15 protein-coding genes are annotated in these 12517 nt (G+C 57.0%); 12 read left to right on the top strand and 3 right to left on the bottom strand.

The annotated features are described in order from the left end of the window. Positions 1–21: 21 nt before the first annotated feature. The 3 genes from tolB (at position 22) to ybgF (ending at position 2752) form a co-directional block, all read left to right on the top strand. Positions 22–1299 carry a Tol-Pal system beta propeller repeat protein TolB gene (tolB, locus tag L991_RS15570; RefSeq protein ID WP_047396912.1) on the top strand — a complete coding sequence of 426 codons (1278 nt, stop codon included), beginning with the start codon at positions 22–24 and terminating at the stop codon, positions 1297–1299. Between the two features lie 45 nt (positions 1300–1344). Continuing rightward, positions 1345–1887: a peptidoglycan-associated lipoprotein Pal gene (pal, locus tag L991_RS15565; protein ID WP_028450596.1), complete on the top strand. Its 543-nt coding sequence runs from the start codon at positions 1345–1347 to the stop codon at positions 1885–1887. Between the two features lie 121 nt (positions 1888–2008). Then, complete coding sequence (ybgF, locus tag L991_RS15560; RefSeq protein WP_047396911.1) at positions 2009–2752, top strand: tol-pal system protein YbgF; 744 nt, start codon at positions 2009–2011, stop codon at positions 2750–2752. A gap of 81 nt (positions 2753–2833) precedes the next feature. Here the strand turns inward: ybgF and L991_RS15555 are convergent, their stop codons facing one another. Further along, the gene (locus L991_RS15555) at positions 2834–3460 is read right to left on the bottom strand and encodes an NADPH-dependent F420 reductase (protein WP_047396910.1); all 627 of its coding nucleotides are present in this window, start codon (positions 3458–3460) and stop codon (positions 2834–2836) included. Between the two features lie 24 nt (positions 3461–3484). Further along, a complete protein-coding gene (locus L991_RS15550; RefSeq protein WP_047396909.1) occupies positions 3485–4255 on the bottom strand; it encodes a type 1 glutamine amidotransferase domain-containing protein in 771 nt (256 codons plus the stop codon). A 108-nt stretch (positions 4256–4363) separates the two neighbouring features. Here L991_RS15550 and L991_RS15545 point away from each other — a divergent pair, with 108 nt between their 5' ends. The 7 genes from L991_RS15545 to L991_RS15515 all read left to right on the top strand — a co-directional run bounded on the left by L991_RS15545 (position 4364) and on the right by L991_RS15515 (position 9465). Beyond that, positions 4364–5248 (top strand): LysR family transcriptional regulator, encoded by an 885-nt coding sequence (locus tag L991_RS15545; RefSeq protein WP_047396908.1) that lies wholly within the window; start codon positions 4364–4366, stop codon positions 5246–5248. An 81-nt stretch (positions 5249–5329) separates the two neighbouring features. Continuing rightward, positions 5330–5959: an XRE family transcriptional regulator gene (locus L991_RS16735; protein WP_081986727.1), complete on the top strand. Its 630-nt coding sequence runs from the start codon at positions 5330–5332 to the stop codon at positions 5957–5959. 171 nt (positions 5960–6130) lie between these two features. After that, a complete protein-coding gene (locus L991_RS15535; RefSeq protein ID WP_047396907.1) occupies positions 6131–6523 on the top strand; it encodes a hypothetical protein in 393 nt (130 codons plus the stop codon). Positions 6524–6582: 59 nt separating this feature from the next. Then, complete coding sequence (gene nagE, locus L991_RS15530) at positions 6583–8052, top strand: N-acetylglucosamine-specific PTS transporter subunit IIBC (protein WP_047396906.1); 1470 nt, start codon at positions 6583–6585, stop codon at positions 8050–8052. A gap of 48 nt (positions 8053–8100) precedes the next feature. Next, positions 8101–8745, top strand: a complete 645-nt coding sequence (locus tag L991_RS15525) for a hypothetical protein (RefSeq protein WP_047396905.1) — start codon at positions 8101–8103, stop codon at positions 8743–8745. A gap of 21 nt (positions 8746–8766) precedes the next feature. Further along, positions 8767–9144 (top strand): hypothetical protein, encoded by a 378-nt coding sequence (locus L991_RS15520; RefSeq protein ID WP_047396904.1) that lies wholly within the window; start codon positions 8767–8769, stop codon positions 9142–9144. Between the two features lie 36 nt (positions 9145–9180). Then, positions 9181–9465 (top strand): GlsB/YeaQ/YmgE family stress response membrane protein, encoded by a 285-nt coding sequence (locus L991_RS15515; RefSeq protein ID WP_052190985.1) that lies wholly within the window; start codon positions 9181–9183, stop codon positions 9463–9465. Positions 9466–9533: 68 nt separating this feature from the next. Here L991_RS15515 and L991_RS15510 read toward each other — a convergent pair whose 3' ends face one another. Further along, positions 9534–10736: a Bcr/CflA family multidrug efflux MFS transporter gene (locus L991_RS15510; RefSeq protein ID WP_047396903.1), complete on the bottom strand. Its 1203-nt coding sequence runs from the start codon at positions 10734–10736 to the stop codon at positions 9534–9536. Between the two features lie 322 nt (positions 10737–11058). On the opposite strand from L991_RS15510, the gene queE reads away from it, so the two are divergent. Together queE and queC are read left to right on the top strand one after the other, a co-directional pair. Next, positions 11059–11703, top strand: coding sequence for a 7-carboxy-7-deazaguanine synthase QueE (queE, locus tag L991_RS15505; RefSeq protein ID WP_047396902.1), 645 nt, complete (start codon positions 11059–11061; stop codon positions 11701–11703). A gap of 58 nt (positions 11704–11761) precedes the next feature. Continuing rightward, positions 11762–12445, top strand: coding sequence for a 7-cyano-7-deazaguanine synthase QueC (gene queC / locus L991_RS15500; protein ID WP_047396901.1), 684 nt, complete (start codon positions 11762–11764; stop codon positions 12443–12445). Positions 12446–12517: the final 72 nt, after the last annotated feature.

Raw genomic sequence — 12517 nt, 5'->3', positions numbered from 1 at the left:
CCTTGTGATAAGTGAGACAAGATGAAGATGCTGAAACTGTTTCTACGTAGCCTGCTGCTGGCCGCTTTGCTGGTCAGTGGCGCTGCGCGTGCCGATATGACCATTGAAGTGGTGGGGGTCGGCAGCCAGCAATACCCCATCGCCATCGTGCCCTTTAAAAATGAAATAGGCATGCAGCAGCCAATCACCCCGGTGGTGGGCTCTGATCTGACCAATAGCGGTTTGTTCAAGGTGATTGGTGCCGGCGATGTGGCGCCATTGCCGTATAGCTCGGGCGAGATCAACTATGCCGCGTTGCAGGCCAAGGGTGCGCAAACCGCGCTGGTGGGGCAGATCGTGCCCGATGCCGGGCAAGTGGTGGTGCGTTTCTGGCTGGTCGATCTGGCTACCAAGCAAGAGCTGATCGCCTTTGAAAAACGCGGTAATCCCGCTCAAACCCGCCGGCTGGCGCATCAGATCGCCGACATGATCTACGCCAAGCTCACCGGCAAAAACGGCAGCTTTGCCTCGCGCATCGCCTATGTGCTGAAAACCCCGGGCCGTCATCAGCTGCAAGTGGCCGATTCGGATGGCTATGGCGCGCAAACGGTATTGGCTTCGCGCCAGCCGATTATGTCGCCCAAATGGTCGCCCGATGGCAGCAAACTGGCCTATGTCTCGTTCGAAAACGAAAAGCCGGTGGTGTATGTGCATGAGCTGGCGACAGGCAAACGCTGGCAAGCGGCTAACTTCAAAGGCTCTAACTCGGCGCCGGGCTGGTCGCCAGATGGACGCCAGCTGGCGGTGGTGCTGACCAAAGATTACGGCAGCCAGATTTATCTGGTGAACGTTGATGGCAGCAATCCGCGCCGCCTGACCCAGACCGGTGAAATTAATACGGAACCTTCTTTTACCCCGGATGGTCGGAACATCATCTTTACCTCGGACCGCGGTGGTAGCCCGCAGATTTACCGGATGTCTGTCAGCGGTGGTGATGTAGTACGGCTGACCAATTCAGGCCCCTACAATGCCAGCGCCAAGTTGTCGCCGGATGGTCGTTCGATGACTTACATCACCCGCAGCAATGGTTATCGGGTGGCGATTATGGATCTGGCCAGCCGCCAGAGCATGGTACTCACCGATACCAATGCCGATGATTCGCCATCGTTTGCGCCCAATAGCCAGATGATTCTGTACGAAACCGATGTCGGTCGTCGTGGCCAGCTGGCGATTGTTTCGGCCGATGGCCGGGTGAAACAGCGGCTAAAAGCGCAGGGCGGTGAAGTGCGCCAGCCTGCCTGGGGGCCAATGCTGCGGTAAGTGGTTCGAGTGTGTTTTGTCTTTTCAATAATGAGGAATAGTGCGATGCAAAAGATTGCCCTGAGTGTATTGATGACTGCCCTGCTGGCAGCGTGTTCAACTACCCCTGCTCCTGTGACGACGCCAAACACCGCCGCCACCCCAGCGCCAAGCGCTAACACTGGTAGCGAGATCAAAACCGTGGATACCACCGGCACTACTGGTGTGAAACTGGATCCACGCCTGACTGATCCAAACAATGTGCTGTCACAACGTCGCGTGTACTTCGATTACGATTCATATACCGTGAAGAAAGACTTCGACGAAATGGTGCAGGCTCACGCTAAATTCCTGGTGCAGAACCGTGATTACAAGATCATTCTGCAAGGCCACACCGACAATCGCGGTACTGCCGAATACAACCTGGCGCTGGGTCAGAAACGGGCCGAAGCCGTGGCTAAAATGCTGAGCGCCTTGGGTGTGAATGCCGACCAGATCGAAGCGGTGAGCTTTGGTAAAGAGCGTCCGCTGGAAAATGGCGATACCGAAGAAGCGTGGGAACGTAACCGCCGCGCGGAAATTGTGTATAACGGCGAACAAAGCAAATAAGGGGCTTGCCCTGAGTTGACCGCCTGCCCTACGCTCTTGCCTAATGTTTGTGCTGGGGCGTATTGCACCAAACAAACCCCGCCTGGCGGGGTTTGTGTTTATTGTCTGAAGGATTTGAATCATGCAAATGCTGAAACGTAGCCTGATGGCCCTGATTCTGGCTGGCTTGTCGCTGCAGGCTCAGGCTGGTCTGTTTGACGATAATGTGGCTCGTCAGCAGATCAACGATTTATCCAATAATGTGACCCGACTGCAGCAGGAAAACCAGCAGCGGCTGGAGCAGCTGGAAGCCAGCAATAAGCGCGTACTTGATCTGGTGCGCCAGCTGGATCAGCAAAAAGACGAAATTGCCCAGCTACGTGGGGCGAACGAAAACCTGCAATTCAGCCTCGAAGAAGCGGTAAAACGCCAGAAAGACCTGTATGTCGATCTGGATGCCCGCCTGCGTACGCTGGAGCAAGCCAAGGCCGAGGCCAAAGCGGAAGTTAAAGCCACCGAGCAAGAAAGCTTTGACGCGGCCGTCGCGCTGGTACAAGGCAAGAAATTCAAAGAAGCGGGCGCTGCCTGGGCCAAATTTGTGGCCGACTTTCCCAATAGCGACAAAATGCCGGCCGCCCAGTACTGGATGGGCATGAATTACGCTTTTAACAAAGACTATAAATCTGCCGCGATTGCGTTTAAAAACGTGGTCGAAAACGCGCCAGAAGACGCCAAAGCCCCCGACGCCCTATTGGGTCTTGCCTCGGTAGCCGCACAAACTGGGGATAAAAAGGGCTCGCGCAGCTACCTGATCAATATCATCGAGCGCTATCCGCAATCGGAAGCCGCAACCAAAGCCAAAAAAGCACTGGCCGCGCCGAACTAAGTAAGAGTGTGACTGCGAAGCCAGTCACTTTAAGCCAAAAAAGATCGCCCGCAGGCGATCTTTTTTATGGCTAAAGCGGTTTTATCGCTGCAGGCGTGCAAAGGCAAAATTACGCCCTTGGCCCAGTTTTAGCGCGAGGTGAATCCAGGTCATGGCGAAAGGCTCTAGATAGCGTGCGGCTTGCAGATCACCACAATCCACCGCATCGAAGCCCAGTTGTGTCGCGAGAGCCAGCACGCGTTGGCGTGCCTCGGCGTCATCGCCACACACCGGCATCCATGGAAGACCATGAGGGTAATGGCTATCTGCCATGTTTTCCGCGCCGGTGGTGTTAAAGGCTTTGATGACTCGCGCCCCCTTGGCGAGCTTGGCAAGCTCTTCGGCACCCGAGGTGTGGGTGCCGATGGTGAGGCCGGCTAGGCCTGGGGCCAATGGGTTGGTGGCATCCACAAGGATTTTGCCTTGCCAGTCGGGCACACTTTGCGCCACGGCGGCGACGGCATTGGCTGGTATTGCCAAAATAATGAGCTCGCTTGCGGCAATGGCCGCGCCATTGCTCTGCACTTGAGCAAGCGGCCCCAAAGCAGCCACGGCGGCAGTGTACTTTTCTGGCTCTGGCACCCCAAAGATCACCGTTTCCCCGCGCTGGGTTAGCGCTTTGGCTAGAGCCATGCCCACATTTCCTGCTCCTAAAATCGAGATGCTCATTTCTTGCTCCTTTGACATGCTGAGTTAACGGCCAAGGGCCTCAATCATTAAGCGTGCCGTTGCTTCGCCAGAAAAGTTTTGCTGGCCAGTAATCAGATTGCCGTCGCGTACGGCATAACTTTGCCAAGCACCAGCATGAACAAAATTAGCGCCAATTTCTTGCAGGCGTGTTTCGATGCGCCACGGCATAATTGATTGACCGCTAGGTAACCAGCCATAGTGCCAGGCAGCCTGATCGGCTTGATCTTCTTCCTGATTACTAAACCCGGTGATCGTTTTTCCGCTGGCCAGATACTCTCCCGTGGTGGTTTGGGTAAACGCCAGCAAAGCCACGCCATGGCAGAGGGCGGCTACGACCTTGCCAGCCGCATGGAATGCGGCGAATTGCTGCTGTAAGGCATGGGCGTTGGCAAAGTTGAACATCGGAGCCTGGCCGCCGGCCACCAGTAGAGCATCATAATCTGCGCTGACAAGGTCTTGCACCGGCGTGGTGTTGGCGATGCGAGCCAGTAGTTCCGGCGTGTGTAAAAAGCCCTGGCTGATTAGATCATGGCGGCTGTAGCCGCTGGCGTCGTTCGGATCACTGAGTGCATCGGCGACACAGGCACCGCCATCCGGGCTAAAGAAAGTGACCTCATAGCCTGCCTCGGTCAAGACGTAATAGGGATGGGTAACTTCGCTCCACCAGAAGCCTACTGGCCAGCCTGTGCTGCTCGAGGTGGCGGGGTTAGCAATGACCAGCGCAATACGTTTGGGGCGCTGTGGATTAACCCGGTTCGGATTGTATAGGCTCATTTTGCGGCTCCAGCTTGGTTTGTTGAGAGGTGGACTCTTAGTCTGCCTGATCGCTATTTGCTGATAAATAACGCAAAATAAGATGATCTGTTGCCGGAAAAGTGAACAATGGATCTCTCTGCACTACAGATTTTTGTGAAGGTCGTACAAACGGGGAGCTTTACTGCGGCCGCCAAGGCGCTGGGTAGCCAGAAAGCACATCTTTCCCGCGTGTTAAGCCAGCTGGAACAAGAGCTTGGGGTGCGCTTATTAGCGCGTACCACGCGGTCTTTGTCGCTCACTGAGGTGGGACGTGAGTTGTTCGAGCGGGCAGTGGGTATTTTGGCAGCGCTCGAGGATGCTCGGCGCGTGGTACAAAACGCCCAAGGTGAACCCAGAGGTACGCTGCGCTTAAGTTGCGGGGTGGAGTTCGGCATGATTGCCGTTAGTGGTTGGATTCAGCAGTATTTGCAGCGTTATCCGCATGTCAGTGTCGATGCTGATTACACTAGCCGCGTGGTGGACTTGGTGCATGAGGGCTTTGATCTGGCTATTCGGATCGGTAGCCTGCCAGACTCAAATCTAGCCGCACGCAAGCTGGGGGAACTTCGCTATGGCCTTTATGCCCATCCGAGCTATTTAGCTCGGATGGGCCAACCATTGCACCCAGCTGATTTGGGGGCGCATCAGTTACTCGCATTTGCTGGCGGCAGTCACCGGCCGCTGTGGCGTTTAAGCCGGGCGGCAGATAGCCAGCCAGTGGAGTTTACCCCGCGGCTGAAGGCCAACAATATTTTCACCGTGCGCGATGCTGCTTTAGCGGGCCTGGGTATCGCGGCATTACCCACATTGGTGGCGCAGCCTGAAGTTGAGCGTGGAACCTTGAATTTGCTGTTGGCGGATTGGTCGCTGCCCGCAATTCCGGTGCATGCTGTCTTTGCAAGTGCCCGTTACCTGACTCCTAAAGTGCGAAGCTTTATTGATCTGGCGCTGGAAGCCATGCCAGCCGGATAGGTGTTGCACCACAAACGGCGATGATAAGCCCCGCTTGCATAAAAATGCATTAAAATGTGAAAAAACATTGGCAATACAAAAATGAATACTCCAGACGCATTACGACAATGGATGCGCCATTTTGGCCTGAGTCAGGGCCAGCTGGGCGAGCGGGCTGGTGTGCCGCAGCCTACCGTGCATCGTATTTTGTCTGGCGATACCGCCTCGCCGCGGGCGGCCACCTTGCGCAAGTTGATTGATGCGCTGGGGCTTAGTGTGGCCGAATTCGAGGCTGGCCCAAGTGCCCGGGCAGTGGCTGATGCGGCCACAGAGGCGATGCAAATGATCCCGGTGATTGAGGGGTTTATTGACGCACAGCCGCGTTTCGCGGCGCAGGGGTTGGGGTTTTCAGCGGTGCTCGCCCGTCAGCTGGCGGCTGACCCGGCGAGTTTGGTCGCGGCTGAGGCGCCGCATCAGTCGATGGCGCCCACGATTCAGAAAGGCGACTGGGTGCTGATCGACCGCGCCCAGACCGAACTCTGCGCCGGGCAAATTTTTGCGGTGGCGATGGATGGGGCGGTGATGATCCGGCGAATTGCGCTGAGCCCTGAATACATTACGCTGCAGCCGGATAATCCCGATCAAAGCCGCTATTTTGCATTGCAGCTGCCGGCACAGGCCCGCTTGCTGGTGCTGGGTTTGGTGGTCTGGCGGGGCGGCCGCTTAAGCTAAGTGCATTGATTAAACCGTGCGATGAAGCCAGCCAAAGTGCTGGCTTTTTTGTGGCTTGCGCTTGGGCATGCTGTGCAATTTTTACATGCAAAACAATTCGTTTGTGTATTGAAGTGAATTTTCGATCGGCATATTATGTCTCTGTCAATTCACAACACAGGAGAATTCAGCATGAAACAGCTACTTTTGGCCGCCGTTTTGGGCTTGGCTTCATTTGGCGCTAGCGCGATGCAGTATTACCCGGGGCAAACTTTCAACACCCGCAGTATCGAGCGGGATATGCGCCAGATCAGTGACAAAGAGTTTGTCCGGCTGGTGGACCTGCGAGAGAACGGGGTTGTGGTCGAAGACTGGGCCGTTACCCGCGATTTCAATGGCAAGCGCTTTATCACGATTGGCACCTATGAAGTGGATTGCCATAACAACGACGCCCGTTGGATTGAAGGCGTGGGCGCGTATTACTTCACCGATCAGCCCGACACCGTCCACATCGTAAACCGGATCAACGGCAAGCCTCTGAATCCGGCCTCGGGCCGCAATCTCAGCTCACTTTGTCAGCGCTAACACTGCGCCGGGCGGCGGGCTGAATGGCGCGTCCGTTCCCGCCGCGCGAGGAGTTCATCATGAATATCATTGGGTATATGCAAAGAATTGGGCGGGCGTTGATGTTGCCCGTGGCCACTCTGCCCGCTGCGGCCATTCTGATGGGGATTGGCTACTGGCTACAGTCGGCCAGCGGTGGTGACCATCCGTTTGCCAGTACGCTGGGCGGGGCCGGTAGTGCCATTATCGATAATATGAGCATTCTGTTTGCCGCGGGTGTGGCCTATGGTCTGTCCAAGGACAAAGACGGCGCAGCCGCGATGGCCGGGGTCGTGGGGTTTCTGGTGCTAACCACCTTGCTCAGTCCGCATGCCGTGGCCCTGATCCAGAGCCAGTCGCTGGCGCAAGTCTCGCCGGCCTTTGGCAAAATCAATAATCAATTCATTGGGATCTTGTGTGGGGTCATTGCGGCGACCTTGTATAACCGCTTTGCTCAAACCGAGTTGCCAGCGGGTTTGGCCTTTTTCTCTGGCAAACGTCTAGTACCTATTCTGGTGTCGCTGGCCATGTTAGTGCTCGCCCTGCCGCTACTGGTGATCTGGCCATGGCTGTTTGCAGGTTTGATCAGTGCAGGTAAGCAGATCAGTAGCTTGGGCGCAGTGGGAGCGGGCTTATTTGGCCTGATCAATCGCTTGCTGATTCCCATTGGCTTGCACCACGCGTTTTATCCGGTGTTCTGGTTTGACGTGGCCGGGATTAACGATATTCCCAACTTCTTGGGGGGGGCACGGGCCATTGCCGAAGGTCGCGCTATTCCGGGGGTTACCGGCATGTACCAGGCGGGCTTTTTTCCCATCATGATGTTTGGCTTGCCCGGCGCTGCACTGGCGATCTACCAGAGTGCAAAACCGGAAAATCGTGCCAAAGTCGGGGCGCTCATGGCGACTGCGGCGTTGTCGTCGATTTTTACTGGGATTACCGAGCCGCTGGAATTCGCCTTTATGTTTGCCGCGCCGCCGCTGTATGTGTTGCACGCTGTGCTGACAGGGCTTTCCCTGTATATCGCGGCCAGCATGCACTGGATGGCGGGGTTTGGTTTTAGTGCGGGTTTCGTTGACCTCTTGTTGTCGAGCCAGAATCCGCTCGCCACAGGCTGGTATATGTTGCTGCTGCAGGGCCTGGTGTTTTTTGGGCTGTATTTTGCCGCTTTCCGCTGGGCCATTGTGCGCTTTAACTTGCAAACCCCGGGGCGGGAAGCCGAAGAAGTGGTGCCCAGCGCGCCAGCCAGTAATGACAAAACCGCGCTGGCAACGGCTTATCTGGCCGTGGTGGGTGGGGCTACGAATCTGCAGCAAATTGATGCCTGCATTACCCGGCTGCGCCTCACCGTTAATGATTCCGCCCAGATTGATGAAGCCCAGCTGAAAGCCTTGGGCGCCGCTGGCGTGATCAAGCTTGATCAGCAGCATATCCAGATTGTGTTGGGCCCATTGGCCGAGCTGATTGCTACCGAAATGAAAGCCGTATTGGCTGCGGGCGGATCGCGCTAAATCGCCGTGCCCATCCCTAGTTCGATGTTCTCAAGCAAGGAGATCAAAATGAAAATCTACCCTTCGATGGTTAGTAGCTTGTTAGTGGCGTTGCTCGCCAATCCTTTCCTGCTGGCTCAGGCCCAAGCGCGTGATTTTAGTTATCTGGCTGGGCGGGATAATCGCAAAGTGGCTGATCAATTAGCGCAGGCGGGGTATAGCCAAGTGCATACCGAAATTTCGGGCGATGACAAATGGGATACCTGGTGGAACGCCAGCACGCAGGATTGCATCACCGCCTATCAAACCGGCTACACCTATCAATCGCTGCGCAATACCCCACGTGCGGATTGCGAAAAATACGCCGATGGCGGTGGCTCGAAAAGCAATGCCGTTGCCCTCGGCTTGGGCGTCGCTGCGGCGGTCGGCGTGGCGGCCTTGATTAATCATCAACGGCATAAGCATCAACACGACGACGTGGATGAGCGACAGCACCGGTATTTCGTGGATGTTGAAGATTTGCAAGGCATCCGGGCTTCCTATGGTGAATCCGAATTGCAATCGCGTGGTTTTCACAATGTGGATGGCGAAAAAGGCTGGCATCGCAGCTACACCACGTGGTGGAACAGCGCGGCCCGCGAATGTGTTCAGGTCACCACCCGGCAGGGGCGCTATAGCGACATCAATGTCGTGGATAACAGCGCCTGCTTGTAATGCCAGGGCAGGGAGGCGCAGATGTTACCGCACACCGATCCTGATGATAGTTGGGCTACACGTTATGCCGGTCGAATTTGGCTCATTGCTACGGCGGGTATAGCCGGATATTTGCTCACCAAGTTGGGTCATTTTCCGCTGGCGTGGTGGTGTTGGTTGGGCTGGCCCTATGTGCTGATGTGGGTTGGTATGAGCGTGATCGGCGCGAAGGGGCGGGGCACGTGGCAAATCGCCGCGGCGCTTGCCGCGCCGCAAGGGCCGCTGGTGTTGCTGGATGCGGTGTATCTCAACCCTGATCCGCAGGCGCCCATCGTGTTGGTGATTTTGCCGCTCTTACAGCTGGCCGTGCTACTGGTGGCGGGGCTGATTTGTTGGTGCTTATTCACCAGTGAAAGGTAGTTTCGTTGTTAATTGCTCGAATCGAAGGAGTGCAGCATGGAAACAGAAATCGTAATGGGTAGTGTCATGGGGGTGTTTTTTGCCGCATTGATTGGTTTGCTGATTGGCGCTGTGGCGAAGTGGCTACTGCCCGGACGTGACCCCGGTGGCTGGCTGGCCACTTGCATGGTGGGGCTTGCCGGTAGCTGGTTGGCCAGTGGCTTGCTCGCATTACTGGGCTTGCACGGTGAGGTGTTGAAACTGGTGGCCGCGGTGCTGGGGGCGATGGCCTTATTGCTGCTGTGGCGTCGAGTGCAGCAACAGCGGCAACTGGGTCGTTAGTTTTAGGTGGGTATTGCCCTGTAGGCTTTGAGATAATTTGCCTTGAGAGCAATACCCCCGGTACGCATTTACGGCTGTAATTTGATGGCCACCAACCGATAAGCCAGCAGCGCGCCGATGCCACAGACCGCCAAAGTGCTCGCTAAGGGCAGGCTGCTGCCATCGTGCCACACCCCCATCAGCACGCCGGCTAGCGTGGCAATCCCAAACTGCAGCGTGCCCATCAGCGCCGAGGCCAGGCCCGCTTGCTGGCCATGCTGAGCCAGCGCGCCGGCCGTGGCATTGGGGGCGGCAAAGCCCAGCGCCAGCAGATACAGATAAATGCAGCCCACCAGCAGCCAGAACGGTGGGTGAGTAATCAGGCTGGCCACCAGCAAAGTGCCGCTGGCTATCCCTAAGGCCAAGCTGGCGCGGTGCAGTAGCTGATCAATCGAGCTGGTTTTCAGCGCGCGGGCATTCAGTTGGCTGGCGAAGATGTAACAGGCGGCGATGCTGCCAAAGGTCAGGCTGTAATGTGTGGGGCTGAGGCCATACACCTTCATCATCACAATCGGCGAGCTGGTAATGTAGGCAAATAGGCCGGCAACCGCCAGCCCGCCAGTGAGCGCGTAGCCCATAAAATGCCGATCACGCAGCAAGCCGCGATAGGCGCGCAAAGTATCATCCAGCGCGAGGCGTTGGCCCTGAACTGCGGGGCGGGTTTCCGGCAGCAGGTAATGCATGGCCAGCAGGCACAGCAGCGCAAAGCCGGCCAGCAAGCCAAAAATCGCCCGCCAGCTCAGGGTGGTGACCACCCAGCTACCCAGTAGCGGCGCCAGAATCGGGGCGATCCCCATCACCAAGACCAATGATGAATACACCTGCGCCGCACTGCGTGGGTCGCAGCGATCGCGCACTACGGCGCGCGCAATCACCATCCCGGCGCAGCCGCCCAGCGCCTGCAAAAAGCGCAGCGCCACCAGTGCTTCGATGCTGCTGGCCAGCGCGCAGCCCAGCGAAGAAAGCAGATAGACGCCGAGGCCGAGTAACAGCGGCGGTTTGCGGCCGTAATGATCGGATAGCGGCCCGTACAAAATCTGCCCGATAGCCAGGCCAATAAAATAGCTCGCTAGCGTGAGCTGCACCGTGCCATCGCCGGCGTGCAGCTCATGGCCAATGGCGGGCAAGCCCGGCAAATACATATCAATCGATAGCGGGCCCAGCGCGGTGAGCGCGGCCAGCAATAAAATCCAGCCGGCAAAGCGGCTGTGCGGTGGGGTAGTCGTGGTCATACGTTTATGCTGCCGCGGCTGGGGAGGTGAGAGCCAGTGGGGCTATCCCGTGGTGCGGCAGAGAAAATGAGAGTGGTTCTCTATTAGACGCCGAATGCCGGGCGCATACCAGTGTAAAAATCCATACAGCGCCGCCCGGCCGACAGTCGTCTGCCTGGCGCCGGCTAGGGTAATCCTGCCTGTATCTTGTTCGCTTACAGGTATAAAATGCCGAGCATACTGGGGTGGGATTCGCCTGCCGGCCAGCCTGCGGCATTGCCTCGTTCAATGCCTTTTTTGTTTGCTTCCCCCAGACTGTTTTTCTGGAAAGGATGAAGTGTTTATGCGCGAAAGTTTGCGTATTACCGAGATTTTTCACTCACTGCAGGGTGAAACCAGCCGGATGGGCCTGCCCACCGTGTTTATTCGCCTCACCGGCTGTCCGATGCGCTGCACCTACTGCGACAGCGCCTATGCCTTCACCGGCGGCAAAACCATGAGCCTGGATGACATCATGGCGCAGGTGGAAAGCTACGGCTGTCCTACCGTCTGCGTGACCGGTGGCGAGCCACTGGCGCAAAAGCCGGTGCATCTGCTGTTTAAGCGCCTGTGCGATGCCGGCTATAGCGTCAGCACCGAAACTGGCGGCGGCCAGCCGATTGATTGCGTCGATCCGCGCGTATCGCGCATTCTGGACGTCAAAACCCCCAAATCCGGTGAGCTGCCGAATATGTTGTGGGCCAATCTGGAGGCGGTGAACGAGCACGATGAAATCAAATTCGTGCTGGTCGATCGTAGCGATTACGAATGGGCGCGCGAGCTGGTGCTGACCCAAGCCCTGCATCTCAAAGCCCCGGTGATTTTCTCGCCGGTATGGGAAAGCCTTAAGCCGGTGGAGCTGGCCGAATGGGTGATCGCCGACAAGCTGCCAGTGCGTGTGCAAGTGCAGCTACACAAAATCCTTTGGGGTGAAAAACCGGGGGTATAGCCCGCTAAGCATTTTATTGATTAGCTTTGCCAACTATACCCATGCTAAGGAGCCAAACATGAACAAAAAAGCGATTATTTTATTATCGGGTGGCCTGGATTCGGCCACTTGTCTGGCCATGGCCAAAGCCGCCGGTTTTGACTGCTATGCCCTGTCATTTGATTATGGCCAGCGGCATAACGCCGAGCTGGCCGCCGCCAAGCGCGTGGCCGCGAGCCTGGGGGCGATTGAGCACCGCGTGGTGAAAATCGATCTGGCGGCCTTTGGCGGCTCGGCGCTCACCGATGGCAATATCGCAGTGCCCACCAGCGGCGTACAGGAAGACGAAATCCCGGTGACCTACGTGCCGGCGCGCAATACCGTGCTGCTGTCGTTCGCGCTGGCTTGGGCCGAAGTGCTGAAAGCCGATGACATCTACATCGGCGTGAATGCCGTGGATTATTCCGGCTACCCTGATTGTCGCCCCGAATACATTTCGGCCTTTCAGGCCATGGCACGCTTGGCCACCAAAGTGGGCGTCGAGGGCTCGGCGCTGCATATCCACACGCCACTCATTCGCTTGACTAAGGCGCAGATCATTAGCGAAGGGCTGAAACTGGGTGTGGATTACAGCCTCACCACCACCTGCTATCAGGCCAACGAGGCCGGCGAAGCGTGCGGCTTGTGTGATGCCTGCCGCCTGCGCGCCGCCGGTTTTGCCGCCACCGGCGTGGCCGACCCCACCCGTTATCGCGCGGCCTAAACCGCCGGGCAAAAATATTTTCAAAAAAGGCTTGCCAAGCTGAATTAAGCTGTATATACTGCGCAGCCTGTG

The sequence above is a fragment of the Chitinibacter sp. ZOR0017 genome (genome assembly GCF_000799095.1).
GTDB classification, from domain to species: domain Bacteria; phylum Pseudomonadota; class Gammaproteobacteria; order Burkholderiales; family Chitinibacteraceae; genus Chitinibacter; species Chitinibacter tainanensis.
Note: the sequence above shows the minus strand (reverse complement) of the source record. Positions and strands in the feature narration are given on the sequence as shown.

Excerpts from the sequence above, each read along its gene's own strand:
- ybgF (WP_047396911.1), top strand. The coding sequence starts at position 2,009 with ATGCAAATGCTGAAACGTAGCCTGATGGCCCTGATTCTGGCTGGCTTG.
- L991_RS15535 (WP_047396907.1), top strand. The coding sequence starts at position 6,131 with ATGAAACAGCTACTTTTGGCCGCCGTTTTGGGCTTGGCTTCATTTGGC.
- L991_RS16735 (WP_081986727.1), top strand. The coding sequence starts at position 5,330 with ATGAATACTCCAGACGCATTACGACAATGGATGCGCCATTTTGGCCTG.
- L991_RS15550 (WP_047396909.1), bottom strand. The coding sequence starts at position 4,255 with ATGAGCCTATACAATCCGAACCGGGTTAATCCACAGCGCCCCAAACGT.
- pal (WP_028450596.1), top strand. The coding sequence starts at position 1,345 with ATGCAAAAGATTGCCCTGAGTGTATTGATGACTGCCCTGCTGGCAGCG.
- L991_RS15520 (WP_047396904.1), top strand. The coding sequence starts at position 8,767 with ATGTTACCGCACACCGATCCTGATGATAGTTGGGCTACACGTTATGCC.
- L991_RS15515 (WP_052190985.1), top strand. The coding sequence starts at position 9,181 with ATGGAAACAGAAATCGTAATGGGTAGTGTCATGGGGGTGTTTTTTGCC.
- tolB (WP_047396912.1), top strand. The coding sequence starts at position 22 with ATGAAGATGCTGAAACTGTTTCTACGTAGCCTGCTGCTGGCCGCTTTG.
- nagE (WP_047396906.1), top strand. The coding sequence starts at position 6,583 with ATGAATATCATTGGGTATATGCAAAGAATTGGGCGGGCGTTGATGTTG.
- queC (WP_047396901.1), top strand. The coding sequence starts at position 11,762 with ATGAACAAAAAAGCGATTATTTTATTATCGGGTGGCCTGGATTCGGCC.
- L991_RS15545 (WP_047396908.1), top strand. The coding sequence starts at position 4,364 with ATGGATCTCTCTGCACTACAGATTTTTGTGAAGGTCGTACAAACGGGG.
- L991_RS15510 (WP_047396903.1), bottom strand. The coding sequence starts at position 10,736 with ATGACCACGACTACCCCACCGCACAGCCGCTTTGCCGGCTGGATTTTA.
- queE (WP_047396902.1), top strand. The coding sequence starts at position 11,059 with ATGCGCGAAAGTTTGCGTATTACCGAGATTTTTCACTCACTGCAGGGT.
- L991_RS15525 (WP_047396905.1), top strand. The coding sequence starts at position 8,101 with ATGAAAATCTACCCTTCGATGGTTAGTAGCTTGTTAGTGGCGTTGCTC.
- L991_RS15555 (WP_047396910.1), bottom strand. The coding sequence starts at position 3,460 with ATGAGCATCTCGATTTTAGGAGCAGGAAATGTGGGCATGGCTCTAGCC.